Below are 14,207 nucleotides of genomic sequence, written 5' to 3'. Positions count from 1 at the left end.
TTTTTAGTGCGCCCGGCATGGGTGATAAATTAGCAACTGCTTTTTTTAAAACAAAATATAACTGTAATGATTGAAAATGAAAGAATCAACTCTCAGTATTAATACTGAGAGCTGATTCTTTTTTTAGGAGATCTATCAAGCAATCTCCTTCCTAATAAATCTCCTCTTACATAAAGTTATTTATGAACACTGATTTAAGCTAAGCTGCCGATATCACAATCTCATCATCCACTAAATCAGCCTTCAAGTTTTTGACATCTAAGTGGTCAAGGTAGAAATCCGTTACCTTATCACGAATTTGTTGTTCAATTACTCGCCGTAACGGCCGCGCACCCATTGCTTCATCATAGCCTTGTTCCATCAGCCAATCTTTGGCCGCTTTAGTTACCTCAAGTTTGATGGATTTTTTGGCTAAAGTTTTTTGTACATCCGCCAACATCAAATCGACAATTTGACTTAAGTCTTGCTTAGTCAGATGTGAAAATTCCACGATTCCATTAAAACGGTTCAGAAATTCTGGGCGGAAAAATGGTGCTAACTTATCCATTAATGACTGATCTTGTTGCTTGTCACCACTTAATGCTTCATTACCAAAGCCAGCATTAGAAGTAGCAATAATAATCGTATTTTTGAAATTAATGACATTGCCTTGTCCATCCGTTAAGCGCCCATCATCCATCACTTGTAACAGTAACGTTAATACTTGTGGATCAGCCTTTTCAATTTCATCTAATAATACAATGGAATATGGATTACGCCGAACCCGTTCAGTTAGAGTATTAGCATTATCTTCATAGCCTACGTATCCAGCCGAGGTACCAATTAATTTCGATACAGCTGTACGATCAGCATATTCACTCATATCTAGCCGAATAATCGCATTTTCATTTCCAAACATATCTAAGGCTAATTGCTTAGCTAATTCAGTCTTTCCTACGCCAGTTGGACCCACAAACAGAAAACTTCCAATCGGCTGATCACCCTCTGAAAAGCCCGCACGGTTACGCCGAATTGCTTTTGCTACCATTTCAACCGCTTCATCTTGACCGATTACCTTACTTTTCAGACGCTTATCAAGATTTTTCAAGCGCTCAATATCATTAGCGCCCATATCAGAAACTGGTATACCAGTTAAACGTTCAACCGATTGTGCCACATCATCAATCGTGGCAGTGATTTTTTCTTTTTGATCCGTTTCTTTAATTTTTTGCTTGGTTTCCTCGATCGACTTCTTGATATCAGCGGCTTTTGTAAAGTCCTCCGATTTAATGGCGGCCTCCTTAGCTGCCTCTAATTTTTTAAGGCGTTGATCCAATGTCTCAACATCAGTTTGCGAATTTTTAGCCGCTAAATGAGCCGCAGTCATGTCGATCAAATCGATAGCTTTATCTGGCAAAGTGCGTTGTGGTATATATTGGATTGAATAATCCACAGCCGCCTTCAAAACATCATCTGGTAATACAACATGATGATATTTTTCGTACAGCTCTTTAACACCTTGTAATATACGTAAAGTGTCAGCGGCCGTCGGTTCATTAATCACAACATCATTGAATCGCCGTGCCAAAGCCGCATTTTTCAAAATAGTATTGCGATATTCATCTTGAGTCGTAGCCCCGATTACACTCAGCTCGCCACGTGACAAAGCAGGTTTAATGATATCAGCCAATCCTTTGCCACCATCTTCACCACCAGTGGCACCCGTGCCGAGAATCTGATGAATTTCATCGAAGAATAGAATAATATTACCAGCTGCTTTAACTTCCTCTACCAGCTGTTTAATATTTTCTTCAAAAGAACCGCGATATTGAGTTCCTGCTTCCAAAGACGATAAATCAATCGAATAGATTTCTTTATCTTGAATCGTTTCTGGAACTTTACCAGCCACAATTGCTTGTGCCAGACCTTCGACGACTGCAGTTTTACCTACACCGGCATCACCAACTAAGATTGCATTATTTTTCGTTCTACGACTCAAAATTTCTGCAGTTTCTTGAATCTCATTCTCACGTCCAATCACTGGATCTAGTAATCCATCACGAGCCTGTTCCGTCAAATTAGTCCCTAACTTTTCTAAAATCCCTCCTTTTTTAACAGCCTGTTTACCATCTTTAGATACTTCTATTGTTTTATTATTTTGGGGTAGCTTACCAGTTGCTCGGTATTGAGTAAACTCATCCGGTGTCAACGATTGTCCATTAACTAAATACCGTGCACGCTCCGAATTTTGATTATCCATGCGCCGAAATAATTGATTGAAAACATCATCCATATCATTGTTGAAAAAAGGATCATTTCCATAGAAATTTGCCATATTACAACACCTCCATAAAATTTATACTATTTCTTTTAAGACATACCTGGTTTCAATACTACTTTAATGTTATTGTCTGCTTTTTTGTCAAAAATATCGTATGCTTCAGCCGCACGTTCCAAAGGCATTGTATGTGTAATGATATCCGATGGGTCGAATTCCCCTTTTTCAATCATGTCATAGATTTTCGGCATCAAGTGGATAACCGGAGCTTGTCCCATTTTGATACTCACATTACGAGTGAAGAAATCTTGGAACGGGAAATTCGTTGCTGGAGTCATATAAACCCCAGTTACCATCAATGTACCAAATTTCTTCACAGCTTCACTTGCCGTTTGTAGCGGTGAGTAAGAACCGCTTTGCAAGGTAAGAATCTCTTTAGCTTTTTCTTTGATTGGTCTTACGCCATCCATTCCTACACAATCTATTACTATCTCAGCGCCGCCCTTAGTCATTTCATACAATTCACTACCAACTTCAGAAACATCTGAAAAATTCACGATCTCTACGCCGTTCATTTTTTTCGCATGCTGCAAACGATGATCGACGTTATCTACGGCAATTACACGTTTAGCACCTTTCATTTTGGCAAATTTTTGTACAAATAATCCGATAGGGCCAGAACCCAATACGATTACTGTATCTCCTGGTTTCATGCCACTATGCTCTACACTCCAATATGCTGTTGGCAGTACATCTGATAGAAATAATACCTTCTCATCCGGCAGATTACTTTCAGGAACAACAAAAGAAGTAAAATCTGCAAATGGGACACGTAAGTATTCAGCTTGTCCTCCAGGATGATTTCCTTCCATTTTACCAAAACCGAACAATCCGCCTTGATCAAACATTGGATTAGGATTGGAATTGTCACATTGACTTTCCATATGATGAGCACAGAAATGACACTCTCCACAACCAATGTTGAAAGGGATAACGACTCGGTCGCCTTTTTTCACTTTCGTCACTGCAGAACCAACTTCTTCTACAATTCCCATAGGCTCATGCCCTACTACATAGTCTTCTTCCATGACCGGTTTCCCGTTATGGTATAAATGCAAGTCAGAACCGCAAATAGCTGTTGCTGTAATGCGAACGATCATATCGGTTGGTTCTTCAATCGTTGGATCCGGGACTGTTTTGACTTCCATTTTTTCATTTCCTTGCCATGTTACTGCGCGCATAAAATCTCTCCTTTTTGTAAAAGTGATAGTTTCAGCTTTTGAAAGCAGTTTATCATCTTTTTTTCTATAAGTAAAAAGTTAAGACTTCACTTACGTTTACGAACCTTCTTTATTTTTATTCCACTTTTAGCTGTGCCATATGATTTTTCTCATAAACGACAAGGGATTCCTACTACTAAAGCTACGATTGGAAAGCCGCTATCTATGAATAACCATTCTATGACCGATACGGGAATATAGATCAGATAAATAAACACCATCAACCCTATGTAAATCTTATGCCATTTTCGCTCAATTTTTGTCATCAAAAAAAAACATTCTCTCAGTATCCTGAATTATTCATGGTTTTCCAAAAATGCTTCAAAAACCTTGTTATAATAGTCTATTTTGTTTCGTTCATTCGCACCCTTTGGGTGTACAAAAAGAACCCCAATCTGCTATGGTTAAAGCGACTAAACCAAACCAAAGAAAAGGGTTCTCTCAATGGCAACTTCACACGAAAATCGTTTACTTTTCAATTCAAATATCTCGGTATCTCACTCTGGTGGAAATTTATCCTCAGATTCTGGCTTAATATTAGCAAAAGAACTCATGGATAAATTTAAGTTTAGCCGAATCCTACGTAAAAATATCCAGATTCAAGACGACCGACTGTATTATATTCATGAAAATGAATCCATTCTGGAACAAATCGTCTTACAGTTAATTGCAAGGTACGGAAGTGAAGAAAATTACCAGACAGTTGTGGATACGTTTGATAAAGTCCCTTTAATCCCCTACGGCATGTACCATAAAGAGAAAAGTAAAAAATATGCTTCTAATCCAAAACATCGTCATAACTGAGATTATCATGGGAGTGAAGATTACTATACTGACTTAGATGGTGTCCGCTTTAGCTTTTCACACTACAGCACTCGGAATGATAAAAATAGTTTTGAAAGACAATTTAAAGTTTACAAGGCTGATGTGGAGCAACAGAATGAAAAGCTCGATCGATTAGCCAAAACACCCAAAGGTGTCCAACACCAGACGTCGGTAAATTACAATTGGGAATATTTAAGCATCATGTAAATGAAAATCTTGAAAGTGATCATGGAAAAGCCATCTACGCTCAACGCAAAATTGACGTAGAAACTATTTTTGGTCGATTGAAAGGTGTATCTGGTACGCGAAGAACCCATGTCAGAGGCAAGCAAGCTGTACATACTGACATTGGAATGATGCTTATGAGCATGAACCTAACCAAATTAGCCCTTGAGGCTAGAAGAAAAGCGGAAGCTTTTCAACACAAATCAGTCAAAAATAAAAACCGCGACGAAATAATCACATTTATGATTATTTCATCGCGGTTTTTATTTTTAGAGCTAGTTATTTCCCAGCACCTTTTTCATTTTCTAGGTACCTTTCTATTAGGCGATTACTTTTAACAAAAGACTTAAGGAATATTATAAAGTTCAACAATCAAACCACTTTAAATAGAGTGAGAATTTAAACCAAAGAATTATCTTAAGTACTCCATATGAAAAGCGAAATGATCTTCCAAGAAAGTAGCAATGAAGAAGTAGCTATGGTCGTAGCCTTCTTCATTTTTGTAATCTACGGCTACATTATTTTCCTGAGCATTTTTCAAAAAATACGTTTCTGTTAATTGTTCTGGATAAAACCCATCCTCAGTTCCTTGCGTAATAAGAATAGGCGGCATCCCGGTTCCTTTAACTAGTTCGGAAGCATCCCACTCTTTCCAGGAAGTTTGATTCTCCCCTAAATAAGTAGTGAAGGCTTTGATCCCCCAAGGAACTTGACTAGGGCTCAAAATAGGAGAGAAAGCCGAAATCGCTTTGAATCGCTCTGTATTTTTCATGCCTGTTACCAAAGCGCCATGTCCTCCCATAGAATGCCCCATAATGCTCTCATTCCCTGATAAGTTGGGCACTAGAGAGGACGCAATCGCGGTTAACTCCTCTGTGATATAGGTATACATCTTGTAATGCTTAGCCCATGGTTCTTGGGTCGCATCCAAATAAAATCCTGCACCTTGGCCAAGATCCCAAGACTCATCATCAGCAACATGTTCTCCGCGTGGTGACGTATCGGGAATCATGACAGCCACTTGATATTTTTCAGCCAATCTTTGGAAGCCACTTTTATGACTAAAATTATCATCGGTACACGTTAAACCCGATAACCACCAAATAAGCGGGATTTTTTCCATTCCCTTATTGGACGGCAAGTAGAGACTAAAGGTCATGTCGCACTGTAACACTTCTGAATAATGGCTGTACTTACGCTGTTCTCCACCAAAAGAGCGGTGGTTTTCAATAAGCTTAAGATTCACTTCTTCACTCCTCATATGTTAAAATCGTTCGAATCGATTCGCCCCTATGAAGCAAATCAAATGCCTCATTAATGTCAGTAAAGTTTAAGTGATGGGTGATATAGGGGTCCAAGTCAATTTTACCCTCCATAAAGTCCTCCACCATTCCTGGTAGTTCCGTTCTACCTTTGACTCCGCCAAAGGCTGATCCACGCCATACGCGTCCCGTTACTAATTGGAATGGGCGAGTATGAATCTCTTTCCCTGCGCCGGCTACACCGATAATAGTGCTTTCCCCCCAGCCTTTATGACAACATTCAAGAGCAGCCTTCATAACTTCCACATTTCCAATACACTCGAAGCTATAATCAACTCCCCCATCCGTCATTTCAACGATGACCTCTTGAATAGGACGATCAAATTTAGCTGGATTCACAAAATCGGTTGCGCCCATTTTTTTAGCTAATTCAAACTTATCTTCATCTAAGTCGACAGCAATAATTCGGCTGGCCTTTGCTTGGACCAATCCTTGAATAACAGCTAAACCGATAGCCCCAAGGCCAAATACGGCTGTTACTGCACCTTCTTCCACTTTTGCCGTTTTGTGTACAGCACCTATCCCTGTAGTTACACCGCACCCAAATAAAGCGACTTTATCAAGGGGTGCTTCTGGGTTAATTTTTGCTAAAGAAATCTCAGGTACAACTGTATATTCGCTAAAGGTACTGGTTCCCATATAATGATAAATCGGCTCTCCCTTATAAGAGAAACGTGTAGTTCCATCAGGCATTAAACCTTTGCCTTGCGTTTCTCGCACGGCACTACATAAGTTGGTTTTACCAGAAAGACAGAATTTACATTCCCCACATTCAGCCGTGTACAGTGGAATCACATGGTCTCCTGGTTTTACGGAAGTCACTTCATCCCCTACAGAAACGACAACACCAGCACCTTCATGACCTAGTACAGCCGGAAATACACCTTCTGGATCATCACCCGATAAAGTAAACGCATCAGTATGGCAAACTGAAGTATGCAAGATTTTTACTAAGACCTCTTTTGCCTTTGGTTCTTCTACATCGATTTCTACAATTTGAAGCGGTTCTCCTGGTTTAAATGCAACAGCAGCTTTACTTTTCAATTGAATACCTTCTTTCATTTGTTTGCTAATTTACTTTTCCATAATCTCATATTATAATTCATTAGACAATACTGACGCTTTTGTCACTATAAACAAAATATCAATAGAAAGAGATGGTACTATATGACCATTCATTATAAAGAAAAAACTTTTTTCACTAGCAAGGATTTGGCTTTATCCGTTATAGGTGGACGTTGGAAAATAGCGATTATCTGGTGTTTGCTCCAACAGTCTCCATTAAGGTTAAGTGAAATACAAAGATACCTTCCCGATGTCAATCAACGTATGTTAATTAGACAATTAAGGGAATTAGAAGAAGATCAAATCATTACTAGGGTTGTATACCCGGTTGTACCTCCTAAAGTAGAGTACCAACTAAGTGAAATTGGTTTACTCTTAGAACCCGTTGTAACTTCTATTTGTGATTGGGGAGATAGTTTTAGAGAATTTTTGAAAGAAAACGCTAGCAAAGATTCAGTTGAATAATAAACTGCACAAACATTTTTGAAAACAAAAGTCCATAATCGCTTGCATGAAGGCGTTTCTCGACTTCTTGAATGATCAATTTGATAGAAGAATTTGAGAAAAAGAAGTCAGGCTGCAGGCTTAGCTTCCTTTTTCATTTATCATCTAGAATTGAACGAGTAGACGATACACGTGCATAGCCTACTTTTATATTTTTCACTCCTTTTTATCAGCTTACTTAATCGACACTCATAATAAACACTAAAAAAGACGAAAAAACAAAACCTTATCGCTGTCTGTTCTAGGTACACTTAAAATTGACACTATAAAATTTGTTATTACTATTTCACAACCGAATGCAATTTTTTTAAAAGTTCATCCATACTATATTTTTTCATTGCTGGTTGGAATTTTATGAAACTATTATACTGATCATTAAATTTGAATAACAAAGCAAGGACTTGTTGCCGCTTCACATCATAATTTATATCTAAAATTTTGAATTTGGGATAAGTTGAATAAAATTCTTCTGCTTTTAACTTTTCTAACTTTTTAAGGCTTTCAATTTCTTTTTTTATTTTTTCTTCATTTTCAATTTCTTTTTTTTCTTGTTGGTTTTTTTCATTCTCAATGAACAATATATTGTCCATTATTTCTAATAATTCAAATGCTTCTTCAGGTTTTATGTATGCTTTATGGTAACAAGTGATATGGTGTTTACTTTTTTGAGGAATATTTTTATCAATATACCACTCCTGTATTTTAGGTTGTAAATAACACATATATCCTGTAAATCCAAAAACTAATGAGGTTTCTTTTGCAATCAAGATGTGCAGGATAGCATGTTCTATCACATCACAAAAAACTAATCTTTCTTTTTTGTGAGATTCAAAAGGAACATTCTGACCTGTCGTAAAATCCTTTATAGAATTCCTATTTGAGATATTTAAAAATTTATCTTCATCAACATGGTGACACTCTAAGCCGTCATCAGACCTTGAAAAATTCCCTTTTGTGATGTTTTTTATTTCACCTTTTAAAAAACGTTCATATGATTTTCCACTGAAGTAATCATCTTCTGCTGTACCATGTTTTTTAAGCAAAAATTCAACTGCTTTATCATAATTCTTTGAAAGAAGTTGTTTATATTCAGTCAATTTAGTCATAAATAGTCCTCTCCAGTAAAATTATTATTGTGATAAATCCAGCTTCCAATTTTAATACATAATATTGGATAGAATAGTGTCTATAGAACCTTGATTTAACAAGGCTGTTTTTATTGCGTTTACTTTTTATATTTGTCCTTATTCTTGGTTACAACAATGATTATAAACAAGAAACAGGCTAAAGTTAAAACCATATAAAGTGCACTCCTTATATTATGAATATGTAGTCTAATATTTAACTTAAAGATAACATATTTTGAATTTGTTTTAACAAGTAAGAATTTTAGACACATGAAATTCTATAGAATCATGTATTCAGAACCTTGATATTTTGAGGTTCTTTTTTTGCTAATCATAGGTACTCTTAGAGATGGCGGCAGGAAATTAAGATAGTACAATTACTCGAAATTATTTTTTATTGACTATAGATAGATAAAGTTCTATATTATACATAGAACTTTATCTATGTCTTGGTGTCAAAATAAATTCTCTACAAAGGAGCAAGAAAATTATGACAGAATTAGCATTATTTGAACCAGCAATGTGCTGTAGCACAGGAGTATGTGGACCAGCTGTAAATGAAGACTTATTACAAATTACTTCAGTTATGAACGCTTTAGATACAGTAGAGGGTTTTCAAGCTAAAAGATACAATTTATCTAGTGATCCTCAAACATTTGTAGAAAACGAACAAATGAGTAAATTATTGCAAGAAAAGGGCGCTGATGCGTTGCCAGCAACACTACTAAATGGTGAGATAGTTAAATTTGGAGGATACCCTTCAATCGAAGAAATAACTGCTTTTACAGGAGTTAGATTTGTCCCAGTGGAATCAAATGACGGTGGCTGCTGTGGATCAAACTCAGGATGTTGTTAGGAGGATTTTAAAAAATGAAAAATTATCAACCAGAACAATTAAACCTTACAAAATATCTTTTCTTTACTGGTAAAGGCGGAGTAGGAAAAACATCTACAGCTTGTGCTACCGCAGTTTCTTTAGCGGATAGTGGAAAGAACGTTATGTTAGTGAGTACGGATCCCGCGAGTAATTTACAAGATGTTTTTGAGAAAGAATTAACGAACAACGGCTTAGAAATTCCAGAAGTTAATGGCTTAACAGTAGCGAACTTTGATCCAATCACTGCTGCACGTGACTATATGGAAAGTGTTGTTGGTCCATATAGAGGGGTGCTGCCTGATTCAGCTGTAGCCAACATGGAAGAGCAATTATTAGGTTCTTGTACCGTTGAAATTGCGTCTTTTAATGAATTTGCTGGGTTTTTAACGAATCCAGAAGTTGAAGCTCGATATGATCACATTATTTTTGATACTGCTCCAACAGGACATACATTGAGAATGTTGCAACTGCCTTCTGCATGGAGTAACTTCTTGGATGAAAACACTACTGGTGTTTCATGTATGGGTCAGCTTTCAGGACTTGGCGATAAGCAAGAAATGTATAAGCACGCAATAGATACACTATCAGAGGGGACAAAAACAACCTTAATGTTGGTTACTCGTCCACAAAACGGGCCACTTATCGAAGCGAATAGAGCTTCAGAAGAATTAAAAGAGATCGGTGTGTTAAATCAACAATTAATTATCAATGGATTGTTAGAAAGACCGACAGATAGCGTTTCTCAAAAAATTTATGATGAACAACAATCAACATTAAAAAACATGCCGGAAAATTTGAAACAATTTTCAAAATTCATGGTTCCATTACGTTCTTATAACGTAACAGGCGTTGAAAACTTACGGTTACTTTTAACATCAGATCAAACAAATGCAGCCGTAGAAGCTCCAGAAGTAATGAGTTACCCTAAATTACAACACATTATAGATGAGTTAGATCGAACAAACAAAAAAGTTGTTTTCACTATGGGTAAAGGTGGCGTTGGGAAAACAACGATTGCTGCTACATTAGCAACAGGATTGGCAGCTAAAGGTAAAAAAGTTCATTTAGCAACAACAGATCCCGCAGCTCATTTGGAATTTGTGATTACTGAAACAGAAAATATTAAAATGAGTCATATTGACGAGAAAAAAGAATTACAGGATTACAAGGAAGAAGTTTTATCTAAAGCACGTAAGACCATGTCTTCTGAGGAATTGGAGTATGTTGAAGAAGATTTACGCTCTCCTTGCACTCAAGAAATAGCCGTTTTCAGACGATTTGCAGAAATTGTTGCTACAGTTGATTGTGATGTAGTCGTCATTGATACAGCCCCAACTGGACATACTTTATTATTGTTAGATTCCTCTCAAAGCTATGCTAAAGAAGTGGAACGAACTTCTGGTGAAGTTCCTGAGTCCGTTCGTAGACTGTTGCCAGTCTTACAAAATCCAGAACAAACAGAAGTTGTCATGGTTACTTTACCTGAAAATACACCAGTATATGAATCTATGCGCCTACAAGAAGATTTAGATCGTGCCAAGATCGCTCATACTTGGTGGGTAATAAATAATAGTATGTTAACGAGTGGTACAACGAATGACGTATTAAGAGCTCGTGCTCAAAGTGAAGTCTCTTGGATCAATACAGTAGCAGAACTGTCTAATGATCATTTTGCGGTAGTCGAGTGGCATTCTACTGAAGTAAAAGAAAAACCTATATCCTAGATAATTCATAGCTTTATGAGTTTGCGCTCTAAAACCGTATTTCTTCAACATTTGTAAAGAGTTTCTTTTTTCACCCATTTGGTGCGTGAAAAAAGAACACCTTTCTGTTAATGTAGATTTGACGAAAATACAAAACAGAGGTGTTCTATATGTCAAATTTACGCGATAATCGACTAAGTTTCAATAAAAATGTTCAAATTTCCTCAAAAAGTGAAAAGCTATCTTCCCATGGCGGATTGATTTTGGTTCGTGAGTTCCTCGAAAAAATTCAGTTTAATAAATTAGTGAAGAAAAATGTGCATTTTGAAGACAAGCGGAAATTCTTTACCCATTCAAAGAACACAACGTTTCTTCAGGTACTGTATCAACTCATTTCAGGTTATAAGTCGGATAGCGCAGCCAATGCCTTGCGGCATGATCCCGTTTTTAAGCTCATCTTAGATGAACAAGAAGGCAGTTCACAGCCAACTATCTCTCGGTTCTTTTCAGAATCGACAGAAAAAAATTTAGATGAATTGAATGACTTGACACAAGCCTTAATCAAGCTGTTTCATGAATCTCAAGCTACACAAGAAATGGTTTTAGATTTAGATTCTACTCATTCTGATACATTTGGTAACCAAGAGTCTACTGATTATAATGCTCATTATGGGACAACTGGCTACCATCCATTGCTTGCTTTTGATGGACTTACAGGTCTTTTTCTTGGAGCTAAGCTGCGTTCTGGAAACCAATATACCTCAAAAGGTGTCGGTTCTTTTGTCCGTGATTTACTAGATTCCTATAAAGACCGTACAACTGAGTTAAATATTCTGGTACGTGGAGACAGCGGATTTGCCACACCTGAAGTTTATGAACTAGCAGACGATTACTCCGTTCAATTTGTGATCCGGCTAAAAGCTAATACGAAACTTCAAACGATTGCAGAACATCTGATCACCTATGGTGATGATACGAATTGGGAAGAAACAGAAGTTCAGTACTTTAACATCGATTATCAAGCAAAATCATGGAAGAAACCTCAAAGAGTAGTGATAAAATCGACACGCGATGGATTGCTTTTTCGCCATGAATTTGTGACAACTAATCTTTCTACTGTTATTCGCAATGACCAAGTGTTTAAGATGTACCAAAACCGTGGGACTATGGAAAACTTTATTAAAGAAATCAAGTCAGGCTTCTATTTTGATAAAACAGATAGTTCTGCGTTTTTGACGAATGCCATCCGGATGACTATTAGCGGAATTGCTTATGATCTTATTCAGTTAATGAAATACTTAGTATTTCCAAAAACAGAAATAAAATCTCTTATCGATACCATTCGTTTTCGGTTCATTAAGGTTGCTTCTCGACTGACACATCATGCTCGTCGAGTTCAAATCCAATTCAGTTGTGCAAATGTGTATGACAAAGAGTTTGAAACGATTCTTCAGAATTTAACTTACCTATGATTCGAGTGTTAAATCGATAATTTTAAAAATTATTCAAAAAAACAAGGGGAAAGTGCGCTCTTTTTTAGTAGAAATGAACTTTTCTTTTCTTCCGTTAGGAAGGAATCTAATCGATTTGTAAAAAAGAAAGAAACATTTCAGTTTCGCCTAATTTTTTGATAAAAATGTCCCTGTATAAAAATCTATGAATGATTCAGGTATATCACTATTTTAAAATAATTTAGAGAAAGGAAGGGAGTAAAAGTGGATAAAATAACTCTTTATGAACCTCCGATGTGCTGTAGCACAGGTGTTTGTGGACCTTCTGTAGATGGAAATCTGATCCGTATAACAAGTCTCTTTCAACAAATACGGAAGATAAAAGGGAAACAATTCATTCGATATAATTTAAGTGCCAATCCTGATTCATTCGTTCGAAATCAAGCTGTAACGAAGTTAATCCAAGAAAAAGGGATTGACTGCTTGCCTGTAACCGTATTGAATGACGAAACAATCGTTAAGATGAACGATTACCCAACAAATAAAGAACTATCTGAGTGGCTAAAACTATGCTTGGAAGAAGCAGAAGTCTCACTGTAATTAAGTAGAAAGGAGAATAAAAATGACTTACGAAGAATATGCGAAGGTTGCCAAAGCACTTTCGGAGCCAAAACGCGTAAAAATACTGGATATGTTGTCGTGCGGAGAAATGTGTGCGTGTGATATTTTAGAACATTTTGATTTTACTCAACCTACTTTGTCTCACCATATTAAGATATTAGTAGAAGCTGGCTTAGTTACAGCCGAAAAAAGAGGGACTTGGCAACATTACTCAATTAACGAGCAAGTAGCCCAGCAATACATTCAAGGATCCATTCATTTATTAACACATTCATCTGAATGCATTTGTGAGACTGAAGGCATTCAAAAAGAAGCAAAAAGTTTATCTTCTTTTGTTTCTCATTAAAAGATTAAATACGATTATTATTGGAGGAAAATCATGAAAGAAACAGCTTTAAAAGAAAAAGTATCGAATAAAGAAAATGGGATTGGACTTTGGAAACGCTATTTAAGTTTATGGGTTGCTTTATCAATGATTATAGGTGTAGCGCTAGGGCAATTTGTTCCTGCAATTCCTAATTTTTTAAGTCAATTTGAGTACTATAATGTATCGATTCCAACAGCTATTTTAATTTGGTTAATGATTTTCCCAATGATGTTAAAAATTGATTTTAGCAGTATTGTAAATGCAACAAAAAAACCCAAAGGATTAATCTTAACTACAGCAGTAAACTGGTTAATTAAACCATTTACCATGTATGGAATTTCTGCCTTTTTCTTTTTGGTAGTATTTAGACCGTTTTTAAGTCCAGAACTAGCCAATGAATACATAGCTGGTGCGATTCTTTTAGGGGCAGCTCCTTGTACGGCTATGGTATTTGTCTGGAGTGAACTAACAAAAGGTGATCCAGCATACACCTTATTGCAAGTGTCTATCAATGATATTATTGTTCTCTTTTTATATGCTCCAATTGTGGCACTTTTATTGGGTATAGGTAACGTATCTGTCC

The 14,207-nt window shown here is 36.6% G+C and carries 15 protein-coding genes; 9 read left to right on the top strand and 6 right to left on the bottom strand.

Annotation, left to right across the window (positions count from 1 at the left end; genetic code table 11):
* Positions 1–199: 199 nt before the first annotated feature.
* The 3 genes from clpL to ACEN36_RS12445 form a co-directional block, all read right to left on the bottom strand.
* Positions 200–2,314: an ATP-dependent protease ClpL gene (gene clpL / locus ACEN36_RS12455; protein WP_407126819.1), complete on the bottom strand. Its 2,115-nt coding sequence runs from the start codon at positions 2,312–2,314 to the stop codon at positions 200–202.
* A 35-nt stretch (positions 2,315–2,349) separates the two neighbouring features.
* Complete coding sequence (locus ACEN36_RS12450) at positions 2,350–3,498, bottom strand: zinc-dependent alcohol dehydrogenase (RefSeq protein WP_407126816.1); 1,149 nt, start codon at positions 3,496–3,498, stop codon at positions 2,350–2,352.
* 149 nt (positions 3,499–3,647) lie between these two features.
* On the bottom strand, positions 3,648–3,806 hold the full coding sequence (locus ACEN36_RS12445) for a hypothetical protein (protein WP_407126814.1): 159 nt from the start codon (positions 3,804–3,806) through the stop codon (positions 3,648–3,650).
* Positions 3,807–3,981: 175 nt separating this feature from the next.
* On the opposite strand from ACEN36_RS12445, the gene ACEN36_RS12440 reads away from it, so the two are divergent.
* Complete coding sequence (locus tag ACEN36_RS12440) at positions 3,982–4,341, top strand: transposase (RefSeq protein WP_407126813.1); 360 nt, start codon at positions 3,982–3,984, stop codon at positions 4,339–4,341.
* A 203-nt stretch (positions 4,342–4,544) separates the two neighbouring features.
* Entirely contained in the window at positions 4,545–4,925 is a 381-nt protein-coding gene (locus ACEN36_RS12435) for a transposase (RefSeq protein ID WP_407126811.1), read from the top strand.
* A 74-nt stretch (positions 4,926–4,999) separates the two neighbouring features.
* Here the strand turns inward: ACEN36_RS12435 and fghA are convergent, their stop codons facing one another.
* Together fghA and ACEN36_RS12425 are read right to left on the bottom strand one after the other, a co-directional pair.
* Positions 5,000–5,833 carry an S-formylglutathione hydrolase gene (gene fghA, locus ACEN36_RS12430; RefSeq protein ID WP_407126808.1) on the bottom strand — a complete coding sequence of 278 codons (834 nt, stop codon included), beginning with the start codon at positions 5,831–5,833 and terminating at the stop codon, positions 5,000–5,002.
* A 4-nt stretch (positions 5,834–5,837) separates the two neighbouring features.
* Positions 5,838–6,953, bottom strand: coding sequence for an S-(hydroxymethyl)glutathione dehydrogenase/class III alcohol dehydrogenase (locus ACEN36_RS12425; RefSeq protein ID WP_064686953.1), 1,116 nt, complete (start codon positions 6,951–6,953; stop codon positions 5,838–5,840).
* A gap of 123 nt (positions 6,954–7,076) precedes the next feature.
* Between ACEN36_RS12425 and ACEN36_RS12420 the strand changes: the two genes are divergently transcribed.
* Entirely contained in the window at positions 7,077–7,439 is a 363-nt protein-coding gene (locus ACEN36_RS12420; protein ID WP_407126805.1) for a winged helix-turn-helix transcriptional regulator, read from the top strand.
* A 320-nt stretch (positions 7,440–7,759) separates the two neighbouring features.
* Here the strand turns inward: ACEN36_RS12420 and ACEN36_RS12415 are convergent, their stop codons facing one another.
* On the bottom strand, positions 7,760–8,584 hold the full coding sequence (locus ACEN36_RS12415) for a hypothetical protein (RefSeq protein ID WP_407126802.1): 825 nt from the start codon (positions 8,582–8,584) through the stop codon (positions 7,760–7,762).
* Between the two features lie 511 nt (positions 8,585–9,095).
* On the opposite strand from ACEN36_RS12415, the gene arsD (ACEN36_RS12410) reads away from it, so the two are divergent.
* From arsD (ACEN36_RS12410) to ACEN36_RS12385, 6 genes are all read left to right on the top strand, one after another.
* Positions 9,096–9,461 carry an arsenite efflux transporter metallochaperone ArsD gene (gene arsD, locus ACEN36_RS12410; RefSeq protein WP_407126799.1) on the top strand — a complete coding sequence of 122 codons (366 nt, stop codon included), beginning with the start codon at positions 9,096–9,098 and terminating at the stop codon, positions 9,459–9,461.
* Between the two features lie 14 nt (positions 9,462–9,475).
* Complete coding sequence (gene arsA, locus ACEN36_RS12405; RefSeq protein WP_407126796.1) at positions 9,476–11,206, top strand: arsenical pump-driving ATPase; 1,731 nt, start codon at positions 9,476–9,478, stop codon at positions 11,204–11,206.
* Positions 11,207–11,355: 149 nt separating this feature from the next.
* On the top strand, positions 11,356–12,657 hold the full coding sequence (locus ACEN36_RS12400) for an IS1380 family transposase (protein WP_087059323.1): 1,302 nt from the start codon (positions 11,356–11,358) through the stop codon (positions 12,655–12,657).
* 243 nt (positions 12,658–12,900) lie between these two features.
* Positions 12,901–13,236, top strand: coding sequence for an arsenite efflux transporter metallochaperone ArsD (arsD, locus tag ACEN36_RS12395; RefSeq protein ID WP_022797133.1), 336 nt, complete (start codon positions 12,901–12,903; stop codon positions 13,234–13,236).
* A gap of 22 nt (positions 13,237–13,258) precedes the next feature.
* Positions 13,259–13,603: a helix-turn-helix transcriptional regulator gene (locus ACEN36_RS12390; RefSeq protein ID WP_022797134.1), complete on the top strand. Its 345-nt coding sequence runs from the start codon at positions 13,259–13,261 to the stop codon at positions 13,601–13,603.
* A gap of 33 nt (positions 13,604–13,636) precedes the next feature.
* The coding region (locus ACEN36_RS12385) for an arsenic resistance protein (protein ID WP_407126792.1) at positions 13,637–14,207 on the top strand (571 nt) is incomplete at its 3' end.

The organism is Desemzia sp. FAM 23989 (assembly GCF_045528345.1).
Lineage (GTDB): Bacteria > Bacillota > Bacilli > Lactobacillales > Carnobacteriaceae > Desemzia.
The sequence above is the reverse complement of the archived record's forward strand: the minus strand, read 5'-3'. Positions and strand labels throughout refer to the sequence as shown.